The organism is Xenorhabdus bovienii (assembly GCF_024721015.1).
Classification (GTDB): domain Bacteria; phylum Pseudomonadota; class Gammaproteobacteria; order Enterobacterales; family Enterobacteriaceae; genus Xenorhabdus; species Xenorhabdus bovienii.
In genome coordinates, this window is record NZ_JANAIF010000060.1 from 1 (window position 1) to 22,775 (window position 22,775).

The 22,775-nt window shown below is 42.6% G+C and carries 16 protein-coding genes and 3 pseudogenes; 11 read left to right on the top strand and 8 right to left on the bottom strand.

The window, feature by feature from the left end:
* The 8 genes and pseudogenes from NXS07_RS14575 to livF form a co-directional block, all read left to right on the top strand.
* The coding region (locus tag NXS07_RS14575) for a hypothetical protein (RefSeq protein WP_258087016.1) at positions 1-416 on the top strand (416 nt) is incomplete at its 5' end.
* Positions 417-1,385, top strand: a complete 969-nt coding sequence (locus NXS07_RS14580; protein ID WP_258087017.1) for a hypothetical protein — start codon at positions 417-419, stop codon at positions 1,383-1,385.
* 349 nt (positions 1,386-1,734) lie between these two features.
* Positions 1,735-1,977: pseudogene (locus NXS07_RS14585) on the top strand (ISAs1 family transposase); the annotation flags it as partial.
* Between the two features lie 655 nt (positions 1,978-2,632).
* Entirely contained in the window at positions 2,633-3,745 is a 1,113-nt protein-coding gene (locus tag NXS07_RS14590) for a branched-chain amino acid ABC transporter substrate-binding protein (protein WP_258087018.1), read from the top strand.
* A 69-nt stretch (positions 3,746-3,814) separates the two neighbouring features.
* Positions 3,815-4,741 carry a high-affinity branched-chain amino acid ABC transporter permease LivH gene (livH, locus tag NXS07_RS14595; protein WP_238126879.1) on the top strand — a complete coding sequence of 309 codons (927 nt, stop codon included), beginning with the start codon at positions 3,815-3,817 and terminating at the stop codon, positions 4,739-4,741.
* The gene (locus tag NXS07_RS14600; protein ID WP_258087019.1) at positions 4,738-6,012 is read left to right on the top strand and encodes a high-affinity branched-chain amino acid ABC transporter permease LivM; all 1,275 of its coding nucleotides are present in this window, start codon (positions 4,738-4,740) and stop codon (positions 6,010-6,012) included. The genes livH and NXS07_RS14600 overlap by 4 nt, the downstream gene beginning before the upstream one ends.
* Positions 6,009-6,782 carry a high-affinity branched-chain amino acid ABC transporter ATP-binding protein LivG gene (gene livG / locus NXS07_RS14605; RefSeq protein WP_258087020.1) on the top strand — a complete coding sequence of 258 codons (774 nt, stop codon included), beginning with the start codon at positions 6,009-6,011 and terminating at the stop codon, positions 6,780-6,782. The genes NXS07_RS14600 and livG overlap by 4 nt, the downstream gene beginning before the upstream one ends.
* A gap of 1 nt (position 6,783) precedes the next feature.
* On the top strand, positions 6,784-7,485 hold the full coding sequence (livF, locus tag NXS07_RS14610; RefSeq protein WP_038222572.1) for a high-affinity branched-chain amino acid ABC transporter ATP-binding protein LivF: 702 nt from the start codon (positions 6,784-6,786) through the stop codon (positions 7,483-7,485).
* Positions 7,486-7,818: 333 nt separating this feature from the next.
* On the opposite strand, the gene NXS07_RS14615 is transcribed toward livF, so the two are convergent.
* On the bottom strand, positions 7,819-8,283 hold the full coding sequence (locus tag NXS07_RS14615; RefSeq protein ID WP_038209011.1) for a VapA/VapB family virulence-associated protein: 465 nt from the start codon (positions 8,281-8,283) through the stop codon (positions 7,819-7,821).
* A 645-nt stretch (positions 8,284-8,928) separates the two neighbouring features.
* Here NXS07_RS14615 and NXS07_RS14620 point away from each other — a divergent pair.
* The 3 genes and pseudogenes from NXS07_RS14620 to NXS07_RS14630 form a co-directional block, all read left to right on the top strand.
* Complete coding sequence (locus NXS07_RS14620) at positions 8,929-9,129, top strand: hypothetical protein (RefSeq protein ID WP_038188583.1); 201 nt, start codon at positions 8,929-8,931, stop codon at positions 9,127-9,129.
* The gene (locus NXS07_RS14625) at positions 9,122-9,256 is read left to right on the top strand and encodes a hypothetical protein (protein ID WP_258087021.1); all 135 of its coding nucleotides are present in this window, start codon (positions 9,122-9,124) and stop codon (positions 9,254-9,256) included. Before NXS07_RS14620 ends, NXS07_RS14625 begins: the two co-directional genes overlap by 8 nt.
* 161 nt (positions 9,257-9,417) lie before the next feature.
* Positions 9,418-9,549, top strand: a pseudogene (locus NXS07_RS14630) (IS5/IS1182 family transposase); the annotation flags it as partial.
* A 16-nt stretch (positions 9,550-9,565) separates the two neighbouring features.
* On the opposite strand, the gene NXS07_RS14635 reads toward NXS07_RS14630, so the two are convergent.
* The 7 genes and pseudogenes from NXS07_RS14635 to NXS07_RS14665 all read right to left on the bottom strand — a co-directional run bounded on the left by NXS07_RS14635 (position 9,566) and on the right by NXS07_RS14665 (position 22,156).
* Positions 9,566-11,443, bottom strand: a complete 1,878-nt coding sequence (locus tag NXS07_RS14635; RefSeq protein WP_258087022.1) for a glycosyl hydrolase family 18 protein — start codon at positions 11,441-11,443, stop codon at positions 9,566-9,568.
* A gap of 91 nt (positions 11,444-11,534) precedes the next feature.
* Positions 11,535-14,747 (bottom strand): Tc toxin subunit A-related protein, encoded by a 3,213-nt coding sequence (locus tag NXS07_RS21615; protein WP_308686619.1) that lies wholly within the window; start codon positions 14,745-14,747, stop codon positions 11,535-11,537.
* 24 nt (positions 14,748-14,771) lie between these two features.
* A pseudogene (locus NXS07_RS14645) lies at positions 14,772-15,644 on the bottom strand (neuraminidase-like domain-containing protein); the annotation flags it as partial.
* On the bottom strand, positions 15,637-18,093 hold the full coding sequence (locus NXS07_RS14650) for a Tc toxin subunit A (protein ID WP_258087023.1): 2,457 nt from the start codon (positions 18,091-18,093) through the stop codon (positions 15,637-15,639). The gene NXS07_RS14650 and the pseudogene NXS07_RS14645, both read right to left, overlap by 8 nt.
* A 92-nt stretch (positions 18,094-18,185) precedes the next feature.
* A complete protein-coding gene (locus NXS07_RS14655; RefSeq protein WP_258087024.1) occupies positions 18,186-19,826 on the bottom strand; it encodes a glycosyl hydrolase family 18 protein in 1,641 nt (546 codons plus the stop codon).
* 617 nt (positions 19,827-20,443) lie between these two features.
* Complete coding sequence (locus tag NXS07_RS14660) at positions 20,444-21,634, bottom strand: MFS transporter (protein WP_046335778.1); 1,191 nt, start codon at positions 21,632-21,634, stop codon at positions 20,444-20,446.
* Between the two features lie 219 nt (positions 21,635-21,853).
* Positions 21,854-22,156, bottom strand: coding sequence for a helix-turn-helix domain-containing protein (locus tag NXS07_RS14665; protein ID WP_038194221.1), 303 nt, complete (start codon positions 22,154-22,156; stop codon positions 21,854-21,856).
* Between the last annotated feature and the right edge of the window lie 619 nt (positions 22,157-22,775).

The following is a 22,775-nucleotide window of genomic DNA, read 5'->3' on the forward strand; positions in this document are numbered from 1 at the left end:
AGAGTAATTGTCATGGGCGCGATCTTGATCTGATACGAATGAAAAATCAAGTATCTTCAATTACGATGGGTATATATCATGAAGTCATTCCATCTGGTTTGTCAGATGGCTATAGTGATCCTGATGCTTCAATAACTGAACGTAGTTATAGCAGACATCATTATTCTGTGGCGAAAGATAATTTTGATAAAGCAATAAATATTGCTCGTAAAAATCGTGAAAACCTAATTTTTGATGAGGAAAGTGGTTTAACTACACTAACCGTAGAGGTAGATAAGCAATATTCTGAGTATATGAAAATTTTTTGGTATTATAAGCCAGCAGAAGATACTGTTTCTCCTCTTCACTATAAATGGGGAAAAGAGCCAACGTTGGAAAATGCGGTTTATGGATATGAAGATGAGGTATTACGTTAAATGAGTATATTAATTAAAAGAATATTCAAGAAAATTTTTAGAGTGAAGACACCTCCAACAGAGCCATTATCTACATTTGGTGATCCTGTTCTAGAGGAAAAGCTAATTCTGCAGGATAATAAAACCGTAAAACGTGCAGGATTTTTGGATGCAATAAATAGCAAGGAGTGTCATTTTCGTCATAATCTTATCAGAGCAAGAAAAGAAGTTATAATACCTGTGTTTGTTGGGTTTATGTTAGGGTTTTGTTTTTTCATTAATAATTTTGTTAAAGTATGGAAAGCTAATGAAGAAGATTATCTTTGGTTCTTAAAAGATGCAAAAAAAAGCTATGGAGAGCAATTTTATTTAAATCCTAATGCACCTGCATATACTAAATCATTACAGATTATATCAGATGACAAAAAGGTATCTTTATTAGAATATCTCTATATTAAATATTATAAAGATAGTTTTTATGGTGAAGAAAGGGCTAGGCGATATCTGATTATAGATGCAAGTTTCGGATTATTTTTCCTTAGTGCCAATATTCTTATTATCAGCATCTTTTTGAGATTACGTAAGCCTGCAAATTTCATTATTGATCATGAAAGGCAACTTTTTTATACTTGGAAAAAAGGGAAGGTGTATGTATCTCGCTATAAAGAATTAGGCGTAGCGTTTGCTAATAATATTTTGCATTTCAAATGTTATGGGCTGAACGAAAAGAATGAACTGACATATCAGTTTTTTATCCCTTATCTTAGCCTTTTCAACTCAGACGAGGATAAAGCTTATATTTTTGCATTTATGTCAAAATATTTATTACAAGGAAAAGAGGCTGTCAGTTCAGTTGATTTTAAACGTCAAGAGCGATTACCGTGGTTTCGTAAGCAAATAAAACCAGCAGATTTGGAAACTCAGATTACGGCAATCTTAGCTGAATTGGATAGGCTTGGGCCTCCGAAAGGTGTGACTGATCCTAAATAATCGTTGGAAAAAAATATTAATACAGTGAGTTATATTTTTATTCCAGAAAAAATAGCACCGAAAAATACTATAATTATCTCGGTGCTAATTTTAAAGTTTAAAAAAATTATATTGTAAATCGTTACTTTATTATCATTTATATATAATTATTATATGTGATTGTTTTGTATGGCTAAGGATAACGAAATTAAATTCGTTTATTAGGCCAATTTTAAAAAAATAAAGATGATTTATAATTTTCTATTACCTAATTTTAGATTGAGAGAATCAGAGTTGGTTTATAATATTTTGAAATTTTCTTATGGTGAATAAGGAAGTAACCACCCTAGTTATTATTTTATGTTGATACGCTATAAGAAGGCATCGGAAAGATAAGAAATTAAATACGGTGGATACGTCTTTTTATCTGTCTTCGCCTGACATCACCCCTGAATTTATTGGTGCATCAACCCGTGAGCACTGGCGCATTGAAAATAGTCTTCATTGGTTACTGGATGTGGTTTATCAAGAAGATGTATGAGGAGTTCATGATAGGAATGAGGTTGAATTTCTGGCTATCATCAGGCGTTTGGCATTAAATTTAGCCAAACTGTAAATAACGCAAAAACGTATATAATTTTTCTCATAGGTATTCCAATAATAAGCCTGATTGACAATCATATCGGGAGTATTCAGGCAATTAATACAAGCGAAAATATAATAAAGAAAGTTCTTATGTTGACTGTGGCTATTATGATGATAACGCTATTATTCACAGTTTTAAAATAAGTGTTAAGGAAAAAGAGGCGTTGTACGCCTCTCTTATTTATAAATCTTATTCAGAGTGAATGAAATCATAGCGTGTTTAATTGTTAATTTTCTATAATCTACTGTATAAATTGGATAAACTTAACTATTTCGGTAAGTTATATCAATTTTTCCAAAATTATTGGAAAAATATTTTTAATAGCATGAATTTTCCGAGTTAAAAATTGTGCCTATCACATATCAGTAGCACATCACACCATTCTTTGAACAAAACACAAGCAATTACCCCCTTATTTTATTCTATTATTAATGCTTTTTACTGCCTCGTTGATTTGATTTACAGGATAAAATTCCTGTTTAATATCATGATAAATAAAATCTTATTAATAAAAAACCATGATTCATTCATCACTGGCAAGAAACGACATTTATCAGCCTAAGATAATGAAACATCTAAAAAAATAAACACAACAAACTAATCATAAAGCGGGGATAACCAGATGAAGGTATCAAAAACGAAAACAGTTCTGGCAGGTTTTATCGCGATGGCGATAAGCCAGTCCGTGTGGGCAGAAGAGATCAAAGTCGCAGTCGTGGGGGCGATGTCGGGGTCGGTAGCTCAATATGGTGATATGCAATTTACAGGAGCACGTCAGGCTATTGCAGATATCAATGCCAAAGGCGGTATCAATGGCGATAAGCTGGTCGGTGTGGAATACGATGATGCCTGTGACCCAAAACAAGCCGTTGCAGTCGCGAACAAAATTATTAACGATAATATCCGTTATGTCATCGGCCATCTATGTTCCTCCTCGACACAGCCCGCTTCTGATATTTATGAAGATGAAGGCGTGATGATGATCACCCCAGCGGCAACCAATGCCGATCTGACAACCCGTGGCTATCAGACGATCCTGCGTACCACGGGGCTGGATTCTGATCAGGGACCGACTGCCGCTACATTTATTGGCAATAGCATCAAACCACAGCGTCTGGCTATCGTTCATGACAAACAACAATACGGAGAAGGGCTGGCGCGTTCCGTGCGCGATAGTCTGAAAAAAGCCGGTATCACTGCCGTCTTGTTTGAAGGCGTGACCGCGGGCGATAAAGATTTCTCGGCACTGGTTGCCCGCCTGAAAAAAGAGAACGTTGATTTTGTTTACTTCGGTGGTTACTACCCTGAAATGGGGCAAATCCTGCGTCAGGCAAAACAAGCAGGTTTGACAGCCCGTTTTATGGGGCCGGAGGGCGTGGGTAACACGTCACTGTCCAATATTGCTGGAGCCGCGTCGGAAGGCATGTTGGTAACACTACCAAAACGTTACGATCAGGTTCCGGCGAACAAAGCTGTCGTTGATGCCATCAGGGCGAAAAAACAAGATCCAACAGGCCCGTTTGTCTGGACAACTTATGCTGCCTTGCAATCTCTGAGTACAGCCATGAAACGCACTGGCAGCGCCGAACCCGCTGAACTGGCGGCAGATTTGAAAGCTAATCCCGTTGATACCGCAATGGGGAGCCTGAGCTGGGATGCAAAAGGTGACCTGAAAGGCTTCGAATTTGGTGTATTTGAGTGGCATGCCGATGGGACATCCACAGCAGCAAAATAAAAAAATAGGCTTTTACATCGCCTTTAGCCCCTGTCTTGGCGCAGGGGCGATTTTTCAGAGAGGTGTCTTATGTCAGAACACATTCTTTATTTTATTCAGCAGATGCTGAACGGCCTGACTCTTGGCAGTACCTATGCGTTGATTGCCATCGGTTACACCATGGTTTATGGCATTATCGGAATGATCAACTTTGCCCACGGTGAAGTTTATATGATAGGCAGTTACCTCTCTTTTATTGTGATTGCCGCCCTGATGATGATGGGTATTGATGTCGGCTGGTTGCTGATTGCCACTGCATTTTTGGCTTCGATCATCATTGCGAGCGCCTATGGCTGGAGCATTGAACGCGTCGCCTATCGGCCTGTGCGTCATTCCAAGCGTTTGATCGCCCTGATCTCTGCCATCGGTATGTCGATATTTCTGCAAAATTACGTCAGTCTCTCGCAGGGCTCCCGTGATCTGGCTCTGCCCGGTTTGATCAGCGGGCAGTGGACATTAGGAGAAAGCAACGGTTTTGCTGCCAGTGTGACCGCAATGCAGCTAACCATCTGGATCGTCACAATCGTAGCTATGTTGGTACTGACATTGTTTATCCGCTACTCCCGCATGGGACGAGCCTGCCGTGCCTGCGCTGAAGATCTGAAAATGGCGAGTTTGCTGGGCATTAATACTGATCGCGTGATTTCCATGACTTTTGTCATTGGTGCAGTAATGGCGGCGGTGGCAGGGGTGTTGCTGGGGCAGTTCTATGGTGTGATTAATCCTTATATCGGCTTTATGGCAGGGATGAAAGCCTTTACCGCGGCTGTGCTGGGCGGTATCGGCAGTATTCCGGGAGCGATGCTGGGGGGATTGATCCTTGGCGTATCGGAAGCACTGACCTCAGCTTACTTAAGTACGGAATATAAAGATGTCGTGTCATTCGCTTTGCTGATTGGCGTATTGTTGGTGATGCCGACCGGAATTTTAGGTCGTCCGGAGGTAGAAAAAGTATGAAACTGGCCAACTGGATTAATGCGATTATCGCTACGGTAACGCTGTTTATCTTGGCGGCTTTCATGATGGGCATGCAATTGTCACTGCAAGGCACAAAACTTGTGGTGCAGCGTGCTGACGAAGTGCGCTGGATGTGGATTGCCATAGATTGTGCGATCGTTTTTCTATTTCAATTATGTCGCCCCATGATCCAGCAGGCAGTACAGAAGATCCCGTCAAAAAGCCGGAAGTTAGCTGATTTGGATGGATCAACCCGAAAACAGCAATTACTGGGGGTACTCATTGTTGCCGCCGCCATTATTTGGCCTTTTGTGGTTTCGCGCGGTAGCGTCGATATTGCCACGCTGACCCTGATTTATGTCATGCTCGGCTTGGGGCTGAATGTTGTGGTCGGTCTGTCAGGGCTATTGGTATTGGGCTATGCCGGTTTTTATGCGATTGGGGCTTATACCTATGCGTTATTGAACCACTATTACGGTTTGGGATTCTGGCAGAGCCTGCCACTGGCGGGTTTGACTGCGGCATTGTTCGGGTTGCTGCTGGGTTTTCCGGTTCTGCGATTGCGGGGCGATTATCTGGCGATTGTCACACTGGGCTTTGGGGAAATCGTCCGTATCCTATTGCTGAACAATACAGAAATCACCGGTGGGCCAAACGGCATTAGCCAAATTCCTAAACCTACCCTATTCGGATTAGAATTTAACCGTAGCGTCAAAGAGGGCGGTTGGGATACTTTCCATCACTTCTTCGGGTTGAAATACGATCCCAGTGACCGGATCATTTTCCTCTACTTGGTGGCTTTGCTACTTGTGGTAATGACGCTGTTTGTCATTCATCGCCTGTTGCGGATGCCATTGGGACGCGCTTGGGAAGCCCTGCGTGAAGATGAAATTGCCTGCCGTTCACTGGGACTTAGCCCGACGCGCATTAAACTGACCGCATTGACCATCAGTGCAGCTTTTGCTGGCATTGCTGGCACCTTATTTGCGGCCAGACAGGGCTTCATCAGCCCAGAATCTTTTACTTTTGCTGAATCTGCTTTTGTTCTGGCGGTTGTTGTGCTGGGAGGAATGGGATCTCAGACCGCAGTGATCCTGTCTGCCATCATATTAGTGGTCTCCCGTGAAATGATGCGTGATTTGAACGAATACAGCATGCTGCTGCTGGGGGCCTTGATGGTGTTGATGATGATCTGGCGGCCACAGGGATTATTGCCGATGAAACGTCGTCAGCTTGAATTAAGTACTGAACAGAGAGACCACAAAGCATGAATGCGACCCCTTTATTACAGGTCTCAGGCCTGACTATGCGCTTCGGTGGTTTGCTCGCAGTTGATAACGTAGAGCTGGCCTTGAACCAAGGTGAAATCGTTTCTCTGATTGGTTCCAATGGGGCAGGAAAGACCACGATATTCAATTGTCTGACTGGTTTTTACCGGCCAACCTGCGGCATGATAAAACTGCGGGAAAAACACCTCGAAGGTTTGTCTGGGCAAGAAATTGCCCGGTTGGGCGTTATCCGCACCTTTCAGCATGTCAGACTGTTTCGTGAAATGACCGTCATTGAAAATCTGTTGGTTGCCCAACATCGATTTCTCAAAAACAGTATTTTTGCGGGTTTATTGAAAACACCGGCATTCCGACGAGCGGAAGCTGAGGCGCTTAACAGCGCAGCTATCTGGCTGGAACGGGTTGGATTGCTGCCACTGGCAAACCGTCAGGCGGGTAATCTGGCTTATGGGCAGCAGCGCCGCTTGGAGATAGCCCGTTGTATGGTGACACGCCCGGAAATATTAATGCTGGATGAACCCGCCGCAGGACTTAACCCGAAAGAGACGGAAGCGTTGGATGCCTTAATTGTAGAATTAAGAACGCAGTATCAGGTTGCTATTTTGCTGATTGAGCATGATATGAAACTGGTGATGGGAATTTCAGATCGTATTTACGTTGTGAATCAGGGCGCGCCCTTGGCACAAGGGCGTCCGGAAGAGATCCGTCATAACCCGGAAGTGATTAAAGCCTATTTGGGTGAGGCCTATTAACATGTTGGAGTTTAATCAAGTATCCTCTCATTACGGCAAAATACAGGCGCTGCACCAAGTCAGCCTGAACATTCAGCAAGGGGAAATCGTCACCCTGATTGGCGCCAATGGGGCAGGAAAAACCACTTTGCTCAGTACCTTGTGTGGTGAGCCAAGGGCAACGGAAGGCTGCATTATCTTTCGGGGCAACGAGATTACTCAATGGCAGACGGCACGTATCATGCGTGAAGCGATTGCCATCGTACCGGAAGGGCGGCGGGTATTTGCCCGCATGACAGTAGAAGAAAATCTGGCGATGGGGGGATTTTTTGCGAATAAGCAGCAATACCATGAGCGTATTACCCGGGTTTACCAGCTCTTCCCCCGTTTACTTGAGCGGCGCAGCCAGCGTTCAGGTACGATGTCTGGCGGTGAACAGCAGATGCTGGCGATTGGCCGGGCGCTGATGAGCCAGCCTCAATTATTATTGCTGGATGAACCCTCGTTGGGATTGGCTCCGATTATCATCATGCAGATTTTTGACACCATCCAACAATTGCGCGATGAAGGTATGACGATTTTTCTGGTTGAACAGAATGCTAATCAGGCATTGAAATTGGCCGATCGCGGCTATGTGCTGGAGAATGGCCATATTGTTCTGGAAGATCGCGGAGCCGCGCTGTTAGCCAATGAAGCCGTTCGGAGTGCTTATCTTGGCGGATAATTGCCAGAAAAGATTTCCCTCAACGAACTTGTCCCCGCTAACTGGGTTCAAAAAAACAGATTGCCTCGCTCATCTATGGAGGAATTGTTCGATGGATTGGTCACTTTGTTTTTTGTTCATCCTGCGGAAAGCAAGGTAATAAAAAATCAAGCTGAATTGAAATCCAGAATATTAGCATTACTGACTTATTAAATTGACTTGTCGTACAATGGCCAATTAACTTATTGGATATGTGGATAAATAAAAATCCAGGGTGATTGTTCAAATCTCATAATCACCCTGTAAATTCAATTTAGACGTTATCAAATTATGATTAAAAAAGTGACTGCTTAATCACGGATTCCAATCACCATCGCCCTCAGCTAGGCCTGTAAGGGTGCCAAGTCCCTTTCCCATAAAGTCTCCCAACGGATAATAGGCACTATCCTGAAATATAAGTTTACCCGCAAATGTCCATGTATAAGCCCAAAAATGAACTGTTTTCGCAAAAAGATCAGTAGGATTTGCAGTCGTTATAGTCCCCGACCAATAATCTGCGTAACCTGCTGTACTTACTCCCCAAGCTCCTCCCGAAAATTTTTTGGTACCATCGTCAAGTGTTGCCGTGACATTATAATGAATGATTTCACTTATTATAGATACTGATGCACCAAACAAATGTTCATCATTTTTATCGAACATCATTTTGATTGTTTTATCAATATTTTTAGATGAACTTTTACCACTCATTGAATCACAGAAAGCCTTTATAGCCTCAGTTTTAAGTTCATCTGGCAATACCAATTTAGTATCTTTCATAAAATTCACCCTTAGTATAAAGAATAAAAAATTATCAGGATATTAAATATCTATTTAAATTTTTAATAATATAATAGAAACATAATTTATAGATTTATTATAAATAAAAATTAGTTTTTTTAGTGATAAAAATTTATTTTTATATTGATGTAAAATAATTCTGTCATATTCGCCTTTTTTAAGGCGATCTGCTACAAACTAAAAGCTATTCCAACATTATTATAAATCGATGAATTAGTTTCTAATTTAAAGTCTAGTACACAAGGAAATATTTTCAAGTAATTATAATAAACAGTAGGTATTATTACACATGAATTAGCCCACTTTTTGTAATGTTATGTCAGACAATGTGTGGGATTGCCCACGTGGACTATGGCAAAGTACATGGTGAAGGCTGGCAGTTCATTTATAGATTCTTGCGCGCGACTTGAACAAACGACTTAGCGAATAAGGTAGGTTTAATCTGGCTCTTTGGTATCTGCTTTAGTGACATTATACATAGATATTCTAAACCATAGCTGCTCTTTGTAATATATATTATTCTGTTTAATATCAGTTAATTATGTATTTATTCAGTGTTGGATGTTGCTGATAAAAAGCGCTATACTACATACATATGCACAATAGAACCTAACGGAGGAAATTATGTTGCACGTTGCTGATTATCCTCAAATGAAGCAGATCGCATGGTATCTAAAAGATGACGCTGAATTAGATGAAAAGGAAGCTTTAGCCTTTTATGAGCGCAACTGGAAATATGTAGAGCCAGAGGCGCTGGAACCGCATGAGAAGGCGCTAATCGATAAATTGGTAAAAGAATACGGCGGCGGTATTTTAAATGTATAAATATCGGCTGGAACATCACGCCAAGATAGCGCGTATTCTTGAATCTATTGATGCCGATTTTATCGAAGATGCTGAATGTTATTTTGCAGGCGGTACAGCAATAAATCCCATTTTGACAGTTGCATAGGGCTGCTACATATCTCAGAAGAGAATACAGATAAAATCGTTTCAGCGTTGAATTTGTCTTTTTGTGACAATGATTATGAATCTGATTTTATGACCAACTTCAATCGATAGATATAATTAAATAATAATTCAATTAAGTGGCTCACACAATCCGATAAGTATATTGATAAAGGCTTATATCATTATCGACATTTGGTGCAAAATGCATTTGCCAGAATTAAATATTTTAGAGCAATCACAACAAAATACGATAAATTAAAACCGAATTACGCCAGCATATTAGTACTGGCGTTTATCAATGAATCAAGGTCTAGCGCGAAGATTTCAATTCACGGAGCGATTTTAAATAGTAGGATTTCCCCGGATTATACAACGGCCCCATATCGATAGTTTCATGATTAGATTTGGCGATATATCCCATACCTTCTCTGGCGGCATTGGCCAACAGACCGCAATCCTGATCACCAGACCAGGAAAAGATCCCTCCCAGTTGATGCTCGGTGACATATTCTCCTTTTTGTTTCACCGTGCGGGGAGTATCCAGTGAGATGAAATGCCCCTGTTTTTCACTGAACAGGAAATCCGCATCAGCATTGGTATCTGTCATCAGTACAAACTCATTTTTTCCTGTACTCAGTGTATGTTCACTATCCATGTAGTTATTGACAATATCGAAAAATTCCGGCGCCCCTTTTTCCATTGTGCCCAGAGCATCACCCGGCTTATCGTACAAACGCGTTTCCAGCTTGGCACCTTTACCTGAACGTCCATAGTTGGCATAACCTAAGTTAATTATACTCAGAGGAATACCGAGATCTTGATGCAGGTAATTAATCGCCGCTTCTGCCGAGAGATCATATTCTCCATTAGGATCGGGCTCGTTAGGGGAATAGAGGTTGGAATGATGTCCGATATAGGCGGCCCATCCGGTGCCAAAAAAGTCGTAACTCATTAGGAAGATATTATCCAGCCCATTTTTAACTAATTCAGCGATATTTGACTTAGCAAGTTTGGCTTTTACCCCACTACAGGCAATAGAAATTTCTTTACTGCCTATGCCGAACTGCTCATCCAGCTCTATTCTCAGATCTTTAACCAGCAAGGCATAATTTTTGCCGTCGTCTTCACTGATAATATTGTGTACATCTCCCGCAGCACCTGGGTATTCCCAGTCAATGTCAACACAACTGAACATCGGGAAGCGTTCAAAAAAATCAACTACGCTTTTGATGAAAACGGTACGTTGGTTTTTATCTTCTGCCATCTTGGAGAAATAACTCGATAAACTCCAGCCCCCGATACTGAATGCCAGCTCAAGTTTGTGTCCTGCTGCCCGCGCGCGCTTTTGTAATTCCCGTAATCCGCCCAGCAAACCCGCCGCTTTACTCTGCTGATAATAGGGCAGAAAAGTCCCTGCATTAATTGAAGTATTTTTGCTCGATTCAGGCAGACCGACGTTACGGGCGGTGCCTAAATCGCCGTAAGGGTCCAGTGGCACAATATGGCCTTCGGTGATTTTCTGGTCAGTCTGGGAATTCCAGCCTTTCCAGACTTCATTCACTTTTTCTTTCTTGACGCCAATATCCCCACAAATACCCAAGAAGCTGAAAATCAATTTGTCATAAGTGGTCGGGTCAATCGTCGATAGATCAAAGCCTCTGCCGCGATCCTCGGGGTTTTCATTCTTGTCATCAAGACGGGCATCATATTGACACCAGTCCGTAATGTAAGCAGAAAGTTTGGGTTTGGCCGGATCACGCGCATATTGGTTATACATCGGTTTACAGACACGGGGCGCGGTATAAGAGAGGTTTGTGCCTGAGCCATCGGGTTTGTACTTCACCTTCTCGTAAGTCTCTTCCGTGTATCGGTCAGATTGCAGAACGGGGGATGGAATCTCTTCTGTCGGGTTTACCGTACCCTCCGTTGGATTACCATGTGCGTTGATCTCTTCTGCCGTTGCCGCACGGACGTACTGCCAGGCATTGTGCGGCGAACTTTCCTGGCCAGATTGACCCGGTACATGCCAGCGTTCAACCCAGTAAGTATTGGTATAAACGTTGCTATTAAAAATCACGTTATAAACCCGCCCGCCTTCCTGTTGTTTCCAGGCAGTGAGTGGATCACCAATAACATCACTGATATCGGACATTGCTTTTGATGATGTGTAAGTATATTTGTTAGTCATTAATAAACTCCGATAATTTTTCCTGTTCAGCCCCCTGTTCAGGAGGCTGGTTAATCATGAAAATCGCCAGTAACACGCTGAACCTGTGCGGTTATGAGTCCGTGATTTTTTGTTCTACCAGCAATTTCTGAACGGCTTTACCGAATGTAGAGGAGCCGATTTTTGCGGTATACCGAACATGGAGAATCACATCGGTCAGACTGTCGAGATTTTGCGAGTTATTGGTAAAGCCGAATGTCCAACTTGATTCGACACCCGCGCCTTCAAATGGCAGGAAACGCTCATCATCAAAATTCAGTGTGAACATACCGCTGTCGTTTATGCCAGTGGATAAGGAAATCTGCTGGTTGGGATGGATGCTGCGTGCCAGATAAGGCGAATCAGCATTAATCCCTTCTTTCACCAGCTTTTCCATTGTCTGGATGTCGGCTTTCACCATGCGGGTATTGACGCCCAGAGAGAGTTGGGCGCAAATGTCCTCATAAGGCTCGATTAACATGGGCAGAGAAACCGAGACAGATTTGATCCGGCGATTGGCAAGGTTAGGGTAATCTTTAGCAAAGTCTGATTCTTGCAGGTTAAAAGTAATAGGAGAGTGCTGTTTCAGGGTTGCAAGATCGCTTTCCCATGCTGTTTTCCGTAATGCCTTGAGAGAGATAGTTTTAGTGATTTCTTGCAAGCGTGAGTTTTGTTCAACATAAGCGCGCTCCATTCTTTGCAGCGCCAGTTTCAGTGTTTCACCGGACATTAACCCCTGATAGAGATCATTCCAGCTACTGCCTTCAATAAAGGTCTGCTCTGAATCCAATTCGTACTGCAATGAGGCTTCTGCGGAGAGGCAAAGTGATGAAACGGCATCATAGGCTTGCAGGTACAGGTTTGACAGTTGGCTAATCATCCATGTGTACAGGCTTTCATTGGTAAAGCGGCTGGAGTAATAATCCAACAGTGCCAGCGATTTTTGCTGTTCCGCCTCAACCTGTGCCAACCGTTTCATGGAAGCAGTCAATTGCAGGTTTTGGACATTGATTTGCTGATCAATGGAATTGACTTCCCATTCCGCCTGTTTGTATTGCACTTCCCATTCTTGGCGGCGTCGACGGTATGATTCAGACACATTCAGACTATCGGCTTTGATACTGTCAGATTGATGTTTGATCATGATCATTTCGGCCGCCGCATTCAGTGCAGCTCCCCAGCGCGATCCGCCCACGGCCAGCCCATAGATATTGGGTAGCATATCCAGTGCAGCCGCGCCGGTACGCAAAGTTTGTGCCGTCAGCAACGCTGAAGCGGATTGGGATTGCAGTTCAATCACCTGTTGCTCGGTTGACGAAATATTTTCGTCATACAATCCCTTAAAGTGTTCATGCCGCTCTTGAGCTGATTTTTTACTGACCTGCAAAACCTCAAGGCTGGCTTGATTGATGTTGATTTCCTGCTGTTGCAGATCGATTGAGAAGCGGTAGAGATCACTACTCTGGAGCATCTGGAATTTTTCAAAGCTCAAACTGTCCTTGCGTTCCAGCAGGCTCAGTAAGGTGCCGCCAAACTGTATCAGCGTTTCAACGCCTGCTCTGGCACGTGCCAGCATCGGTTCAAAACGGTAATTGGGCGTTTTGAAATTCATCCGGCTGGCATTGCGGGCAGTGACGACGCGCTGGTAACGCAGGTTCATCAGGTCGCGTGGCGAGATCTTCTCATCATAGAGTGCCATGTTGATCTCTTTGCCATCCAGCGTCAGGTTGTGCCGTAAATTGTAAATCCGGTTTTCCATACGATCCCAAATCTCCGTCAGTTCATTATTGATCGGCTTCATGAACAGCTCATTATCAAGGGCGCGGATCGTGTTGTCATGAACGACGGGAATATGGGGCAATGGCTGGCTTTGCATCTCCAGTTGGCGCAGCTCACTGTTGTCATATCGGTAGAGAGCATCTTCAAGGGACAGCGGTTGCCAGAAGCTTGCCAATTGCACATCAGGGCGTCGGCCAAGCAGCGAACTGGCGGTTGCATAACTCAAACGGGCAATAGTCCTTGCCGTGGGTTGAAGCTTCCGGTATTCCATGTCACCGTCGTCAATCAAGTTTCTGACCAGGAAATAGAAAATCGCCTTGCGATAATGTATCGGTTCACCGGAAGCAATTGCATCGGGATCGCTCGGCTGCATCAGGCTGTAGTTTTTCTTCGGTTCATCAATCAATGGGCGGCTGTTCCAGTAGCGCGGCTTTCCTTGTTTCAGAGCCGGCTTATCCTCATTTTCATAAGGATCGAAAATATACTTGAGCCAGCGGTTAGCTTCTTCATAACGCTGCTCAACATTGAAACGCCATGCCACCATGAACGGCATATGGAAGAACAGTTCCCAGAAATAGATGCCATTGGCACCCTTGAGATCAATCGGTTCTGCGCCACTGCCGGAAATCGACTCTTCAGGCAGGTTCTGGGTATCCCAACTGAGCACCAGATCCAGTTTCTGGCTGGCTTTACTGACGAGTTCCTTGGCGAACAGGGTGTTTAAGCGGATTTGTTTATCGGCATACCAAACGGGAGTAGGTGGATTTTCAGGGAATTGCAGATATTGGGTTTGCTTGGTTTGCTTGATCTGGAATTTTTCACGAACCCGCCTGCCCACGCTCAAGATGACTCTGATTCTGCCGCCGATATCGTCGGCATTTGCCTTAGGCAAGCTGAAACCGGTGACAATCGTGATGTCGCTGAGGTCATCGCTGTGACACCGTTTGACTCTGACACTGAACTCGATTTTCCCTTGCTTAAAATCCTCTTCTGTCAGTACTTTGTAATCCAGCCAACATCTGTTTTTATTTTTGTCTTCCAGCCAGATGCAGTACAGGATGTTTTTGCTCAGGCTGAAATCGTATTTGTAGGTGGAGATGGAGGTCAGATACATATCCAGTGAATCTTCCAAATAGTCAGCTTTGAGGTCGAAATCCTCCTTGTTCCCCAGTGAGCCCTCAAATGTTCTTTCCTTCTCAATCGGCCACTTTCTATTGATATGGACGGGATAGAGGATCAGCTGCTTGAATTCATCCATGCCACCATTCTGGGGTTCACGGAAGAAGAACCAAACCAGTTTGTTACCATAATCATCTTGGTCAGAGAGTTTCGTGGTTGAGGGCGGCAGATCTGTGGAGGCCATCAGCATGTTATCGCAGATATAACTGAATACTACGTCATAGTCATAAGGGCCTTCGCTGTTTTTTCCTTTAAGACGGGTAAATGCCACCAGTACCAGACGGTCTTCTTTTCCGGTTCGGTCGAGCACGGCAATCATTTTGTCCATAGCATGGTCAAGCACCTCTTCGCGTACGGTGGTGCCGCTGCTCCATGTACCATCAAATCCCAAGTGCGCCAGATTGAGCTTGGTACGGTATCGAATGATGGTCTTGCTTTCGTCGTTTTTGTTTTTCTCTTCTTCTTTTGAGACTTCAAACCAGCTTATGTAGAGACGGTTATTCATGATGACCGGACGGACAACGCCATTGCGGGCATTTTCTAACGGCACACTGATAGGTTTCCATTCGCTCCAGGCTGTTGGATACAGCTCATTCGAGTCCGTATTACGCTGTTTCATGTCCAGTGTTCGTCAGAAATAGCGATAAGGCTGGGTACGGGTTTTAGCAATGAAATAGGTTTTGTCATTGGCAAGATCAATACCATCTTCATAACCCGAAATAATTTCCAGATTACTGACTTCTTCAAAATTGTTCAGGTAACCAAGGACCGCCTTCTGAGCGACGTTATCCGTCAGTTTTCCCTGATTCAGCACACTTTCCAATTGGAAGAAAAACTCGGTTTTGGTCAGCCGCAAGGTAGGATCAACATAAATTTCGGGGTATAACCTGAGTTGCTGATTGGCAGACCAATAACCGTAACGGTTGGCAAACTCCTGCCAGTCGTAGGTTTCTTCCTGAGTCATGGAAAGACCCGGTTCCAAATTGAGCACAATACGGTTGATATACTGCTGTATCGATTGGGTTACGTGAGACACGCGCGATGTGATGACTTTTGAAGAGACCTGGGTATCCAGTAGCAGAAAATCATAGAGATCATCGACGTTCTTGATTTTGTCGCGATAAAACTGGAAATTTTTTCCCTTGGGAACAATTTGCCCAAGATAGTAATCAACGAGCGCATCACGCAGATCTTCTTGTAATTTTGCTTCGATGGAATTAGACATTCTCGTTATCTCCTTGCGTTTTTAACGCCGCCATGACCGCTTCACCGACACTCTGGTAAAGGCTGAAATCAGTATTGAGGGTTAATGTGCTGGCATCCCATAACGTTTTGACTGACAGGCTGGTCGTGACTGCAAGCTGCTGTAATCGGCGTAACCAATCGATATGGGGTAAATTTTTGGCCTGCGGGGGTGTCAATTCTCGCAATGTGCAGGCCAGATAAATTTCATCGGCGTTCCAGCCCAGAATATCGGCCAGAATTTCTGCACATTTTTCACTTTCATCATTATTGTCTTTGACGGCCTTTCCATTGGCTTGCGGCTTGTTCGCGTAAGAAAAATAGTCATGGATCTTGTCTTCGTTCTGATTGGCGTTGTTGACGAAGTCTTGATAGCGGGTCAACAGATATATTTCATTCAGTGACAATGAATTTGATGTTTTACTGTTTGACAAACCGAGCCATTCTGGTTTTGTCAGGCGTAGCAAAAGCAGGTTTTTATTGAGATGCCTGAACAGCCCCAACTCTTTCAGTACATTGTCAGTAATGCTCATATCCAGATTATCGGCTTCTGCCTTGATACCGGAAGCCAGCAAAAGATCAAGCTGGTGGTAAGGCAGGCCAAGCCAGCGCTGCAAGCGGACAAAGCGGTTCAGCCGATCATAACGGAAGTTGGATACGGCTTTGATTTCACGCCCGTTATCCGCCCGAATAATTTCCAGAGCATCTTGTTGTCCGGCATTAATGTAAACCCCGCCATAATGATAAGCGGCCGGGAAGGTGGCGGTGCTTTGTCCGTTGAAAAAAATCGGGTTGGAAAAATGGGCATTAGGGGAAACGATAGGCCGGTAGTTACCACTACTGAATAGATTTTCAATGTGAGTAACTTGCGTTCCGGTTTGGTCGCCAAAAATGGCGATCTTCTTAAGCTGGGCGCTTTCTTCTTCTGAAAGACCATAATTATTGATAAAGAAGTCATTCGCCTGCGGTGATAATTCGGAAGATGACGTACCTGATTTGGCAATCGCAAGACGATAACTCATTGCCTGAAACACAATACCGTCTATTGGCCCGGTTGGTTGATTTTCACCTGATGGTGTTTCTTTGGGGGTAGCCGCATAAATGGTCATATTACCAAAGTATGGGCCATCATCCAGATTGCCAATGTCTGAGTTATCGCTTTCCACATAGGTCAGCTTTAACTGGCGGCTAAAGGGCGGAGAGTTGTCAAACGGCTCCATCCTTGCCTTGACGCGATAGTAAGTGAGAACGTTTTCTGCCCGTAGCTTGACCGAGATGGTTTTGTCTGCCTGATTTTTGCAGGTGATGGAAATCCTATCGTAGGCATTGGGCGAATTTTCGACCAGTTTGATCGGGCCTTCAACACTGTCATCTTGAGCAACAATATAAGCATGCCGCGAAATATCTTTGTCAGGCACAAGTTCTGTCGTACTGCTGCCGTAATAGGCTTTGATGAGCTGATCCCGTGACAGCAGGTTCTGAGAGAAAGGGGCAGCTTCGGTCAGTAGGCTGATTTGTTCATTGCTCAACTGTGAATAAGCCAGCAAGATCTGGTCATATTTTGAAATTTCAGTATGCCACGGGAAATGCGTATCGACTTGCCGGATCACGGTACCCAATTCATTTTTGCTTTCTGCCAGCCCCCGGTTGATCTGCTGAGTCGGCAAGTTATAGGGCAACGTAAAGGGAAAACGCGTTTCTCCCAATACCTGATTAACCGGTTTATTGGCTTCCCCTGTCTGGTTAATATATATTCTGGCGCTTTCAGACAGCACATCATTTACGATGGTCAGAGCAGGAAGCTCTTTATAAAGCGCATCGCTATCGAGCATCAGATGTGAAATATCCGACCGCCTGCTTGCCAGCAAAATCGCCTGATTGGTGCCATCCACTTCAATCTGCTGAATAAATTTATACAGATCCAACAGATAGTTGGCAGGGCTATCAAGGGATTCGATGGCATCCGGCTGACAGAAGTCATCCCAAGGCTCCGGGAACAGGCCGCTATAATCAGGCAATTTTCCTGTTTGTTCGTTGGTGTTCTGATTATCTGTCGTGGTTGACAGGAAAGCCGCAGTCTGTCCATCGTATTGTCTGAGCGGGTTCTGCCGATAGTATTGAACCAGTTGGTTAGCCATACTCACTGCTTTGTCAAAGATGATTTCAGCATGACCCGCAAGAGATTCATTGTGACGTTTAATAAAACGCTGTTTTGACAGGCTGACAATATCGAAGATGGAGTGATAGCCCAGATTTCTGAGTGAATCTACCAACAAAACAGATGGTGGGGTATTGTGCTGTTTCACTGTGGTGAGTGAATATTTTTCCGGTGATGGTATTTCCGGTAATGATATTTCAGCCACCGCCGTCAATAATGGTGATACTTTTTTCATATTCTGCTGTTCATCAGAATAATTGTGATTCTTGTCCATTTTTATTATCCCATTTCAATTATTCGGCCATAATCATCAAACAGTCATTAATCAAATAACCATTAGATGCTGTATTTCAGACGTTATGTTGATTAAACACAGTCCTTACATTGAGGTTCTTTGGGTTTATCGTAAGAAGGGAGATCATCGTTATCGAAATAAAACGGTGACATATCGATAACACTTTTCTTAACGGTACGTCCCAGACCTTCGTGGGCTGCGTTGGTTAATAGGCCATTATCCTGATCACCGGACCAAATAAATAAGCCGCCCAATCCTTTTTCTTTGACGTAGCGGGCTTTTTCTCTGACTGAGCGTGGCGTATCCAATGACATAAAGACCTTGAGATCTTTGTTATAAAGATAATCCGCCTTAGCAACACTATCTTGAATGATTTCATAGCCATTACGACCTATGCCATTTTCGAAATCAACATAGTTATAGATAACGTCAGTCCATTCGATAACCGCAGATTCGAAAGTTCCGACGATATTGCCCTGGCTGTTATAACTTCCTTGAAGCGGGCTTTTACTGGTAATGTCTGCGCCTTTTGCATTGCGCGTATAACCGGCATAACCAATGAAAATCTTTTTCTTGTCAACACCCAGAGTGATTAAATGCTGAACGGCATCATCAATAGAATATTTGGAATGTTGGTCATCTTTGTTGCGATAAAGGTTGGTATGGTGAGAAAGTTTACCGTCACCCAAGGTAAAGAAATCATAAGTCATCAGGTTGATGCCAGTGACACCGGCTTTCATCAGTTCTGGAATATGGGCATCATCAATTTTTTTAGGATCGGCTGAAGCCGCAATACTAATTCCTTGTAAATTGGGAATATTGGCTGCCGTTAATTCCTCAATCAGTTTTTTATAATAGACGTAATCATCTGCACCAAATTGATTTCCCATTCCCGCAGAGCCGGGGTATTCCCAGTCAATATCGATATGATTGAACATTGAGAAACGACTGAATAGATCTCTGATTCCATCAATAAACTGTTTACGATAGGGTTCACTGCGACAAATGTCATAAAAAGCACCACTCATTGACCAGCCGCCGATACTGACGGAAACCTCCAGATTAGGATCGGCCTTTTTCAATGAATTGAAACCGCCCAGTAATCCTTTAGCTTTATCTTGGTTATATATTGTTGGGTACGGATCGAATGCTCCACTATCGAAACCGCAGTTAAAGTAAGCGCTGACATCGGCCCATGGGTCGATTGGGATAGGCCATCCAGTGTAATTTTTGAGGGTTTCAACCTCATCGGCTCCGAATCCCCAACCTTTGGCAGCACTCAGAATTGTGGTTTTCTTTGGCCCTTCATCACCAACGATGCCGGCAAAACTGAATATCAATTTCTTAAAGGGGCTGGCATTGGTTGAATCACCTTTAATGCGGGTCAAATCGGCACCGCGCCCGCCTTGAGTTTTAAATTGTTCATCTGTAGGGAATTCTATTGTTCCTCTGGCATCATATTGAGCCCAGTCCGTGAAGTAACACGCGATACTGAATTCATCATCATCGTTATAGGTGTTAAACACCGTCTTAGCCATGCGGGTGGGGGTATAGGTTAAAATATCGGTGCTTGTTGCCGGATTATAACCGTTTAATTGATAGGTTTTTTGTGTTGCTTCCTTGCCATAACCCTGAACAGGGCTTGGATGTTGATATCCTGGATCAGTGTTATAAACTAATTTGCTTTCTGTATCTTTTTCAGTGTTATCCATTTTATACTCCATTATTGTTACATATCTTTGGAAAAATCAGATACGTTCTCTGTGATTATCAATGTTAAAAATGATGGAGTTGGTCAGATGGCGATGATTTATTTGATTTAAGCCTGTAATATAATTCATTAATAACATTTTAATAACATTTTAATAACGTAGAGTGTGATTAATCTATAAATAGAAATTTAAAACTAAGCTAAAGATAATACGTTTTCTTATGAAATAATTTAAACAATTTTTTTATGTATAGGCAGTAAAAAATAGAAGTGTCATTTTTTATCTGGAGTATTCGAGAATATACAGGAATAGATCACATTGATGAGACTATGGATAGCATTATTATTTTTTTATTTTAAATAATTAAATCATAAAAATACTAAAAAATGAAAATTGATAATGTTCTTTCTATTTTACGATTTGAGAAATAGGATAAAAATCACTTTTAAAAATGAATTAAACAATATTTGTCATCATGCCATAACGTGCCTTCGTTGAGATTATCAAAAATGTGATAACTATTAACATAGTCGGCACTTTAAGCCGTTTTCAGTCTGCATGTTTCAGTGTGGTTTGTGGCTTGTTTGGATATGGGCAAAAACCCTGTGTAATCGGTGCTAGTTTGGTTGATAGCGTGATTTCAGAATGAGGATTGCCAAACCAATCGCTAGAGCAAATAGCAATGCACCTGCGATAAAGATCCATTCATAGTGATTATCGAATAACAGAAAACTGCTAATCATGGGGCCAGCCGACATCCCTGTATACCTGATGAAATTATAAAGGCCGATTGCGGTTGCTCGTTCTTCGACAAACTCTGAGATTAGTAAAGTTGCATGTGTGGGCATCGATAGCCCCAATGTGAAACCATAGAAGACGGTGATTGTGACTAAAACAGCAATACTCATTGAATAAGTCATGGCAAATATCAAAATTATGAACAAATTTAATAGGCTAGTGATAATTAACGCTCTTTTTTGGGAAACATGCTGGTGGATCATGCGATAGCTGTAACTGCCGCCAATCATTGCCAGGGACATAGGAATAAACATCCAGCCAATATCGGCAGGGCTGAAATGATACTCACTACTTAAAATAATGGGTAAAAAAGTGAGTAGACAGAAATAACAGTAAAACAGCATAAAACTGATACAAAACACAGATTGGCTGATGTTATTTGATAGGATTTGATGGAAGTGATCCTTCATTTTTTTATTTTGTGTGGGGAGTTCAGGCTTGGTCTCTGGCAGCCAAAACAGATTCCCTATGATTAACAGACCACCAATAATGGCAAGACACTGAAAAATGGCAACATAGCCATTTAATTCAGCCAGATAACCACCGAACAGTGGCCCAACGGCAGGAGTCAGAGCCAATAACATCTGGTAGGTACTCATGGCTTTTGCCCGTTGCTGTCCCTCATACAGATCGCCAATGATTGTCGCCGCAACAACGGGAATGGCGCCCAGCCCAATGGCTTGAATAACCCGAAAGAAGATCAGCCAATAGATATCGGTTGTCATGGCACAGCCGAGAGATCCCATAACGAAGATAACGAGGCTGGGCAGTAAAACGGTTTTTCGTCCCTTACTGTCAATCAACGGGCCATACACGAGTTGCATCACGGCCAAAACAAACGTGAATGCTGAAATTGTCAAATTCACCAAGGGTAGCGAAGTATTGAACACTACCTTGATGAGAGGGATAACCGGAGTATAAATATTCTGTGCCAGCGAGCCTAAAAAAGCACTGAAGCACACCAGGTAGAAGATCGTTTTTAAATTACGGCTTGAAGTTTGGCTATTCATCTCTGTTCCTTTTATTGTTTCCTTGGAAACAAAATTAGAATTAATGAATATACCTGATACATGTAAGGGACGGTATCAGGCAGTTTATTACGGATATAGTTGGTGTGATGGGTAACCCCTGAGAGTGTAGATAAAATAATCAGGGGAGTCAGAAGCCTCTGTTTTGCCAGATTGAATCAGGCCTTAAAGCAGGCTTCTGACGAGTTTCTCTGGTCCCACTTAACGACCATCTTTTCCTATAACTGTTTCAGCAATGGGAATATATTGATCAGTGAGTTTATTGACTGTGCTGCCCTCTTTTTTATCTTTATAACAATCTTCAAAGAACCAGCTAATTGGAGTATCCAACAATATAGTAATTTCAACAAGATGAACTATATTAATCCGATTTTTTCCTGTTTCATAACGTGAAAGCTGCTGCTGGCTAATGCCAATTTTTTTCGCCAATGCTGTTGCTGTCATACTCAACTCTTTCCTTTTGGCCTGAATACGTTGTCCGACTAATAGGTTAGCTTCTTCCATATCTTATCCTTTCAATTTAAATCAGTAAGTTATGGCGTTATCAAGGATAGTTGCCCTGGAGCTTGAATAATGGCTTGGCTTTTACCTCACCATTTGCGCCTATTGTTACACCTGATTCGCCGTTTTGTTTTCCGACATGCACTTTGTTTTTTTAATGGCATGACTTTTTTATGAACGTGTTGTAAAAGACAGTACCCTTACCAAGTAAAGGGGTTTTCTTCTATGACACGAATTGCATTCTTTGTTTTGGTGTCACCTTGCATCTTTCAACTTCCTCACCTGTCACCGGGTTAAACAGCATTTTTATTCTCCTTACACGAGGGATAACTAACCTTTACACGAGGGATAACTAACCTGCTTCCTAACTTTTTTCTTATGGTGATTTATGTAATTTTAAATTTATTAAGATATTGAATATAAAAGAAATAAAATAGATAAATAATAATAATCTGTAAAAAATAATTAATACAGATTTAAAGGCGCATTATTGGATGTATATTGGTTCTATTAAGACCTTTCTTCAGGCTAGAAACTGGACAAAATATACCAAACTGTCTAGTTTAGATTTATAATCTATTTGAAAATAATTTAATGGAATTTAATTTCGGATATGTCAATT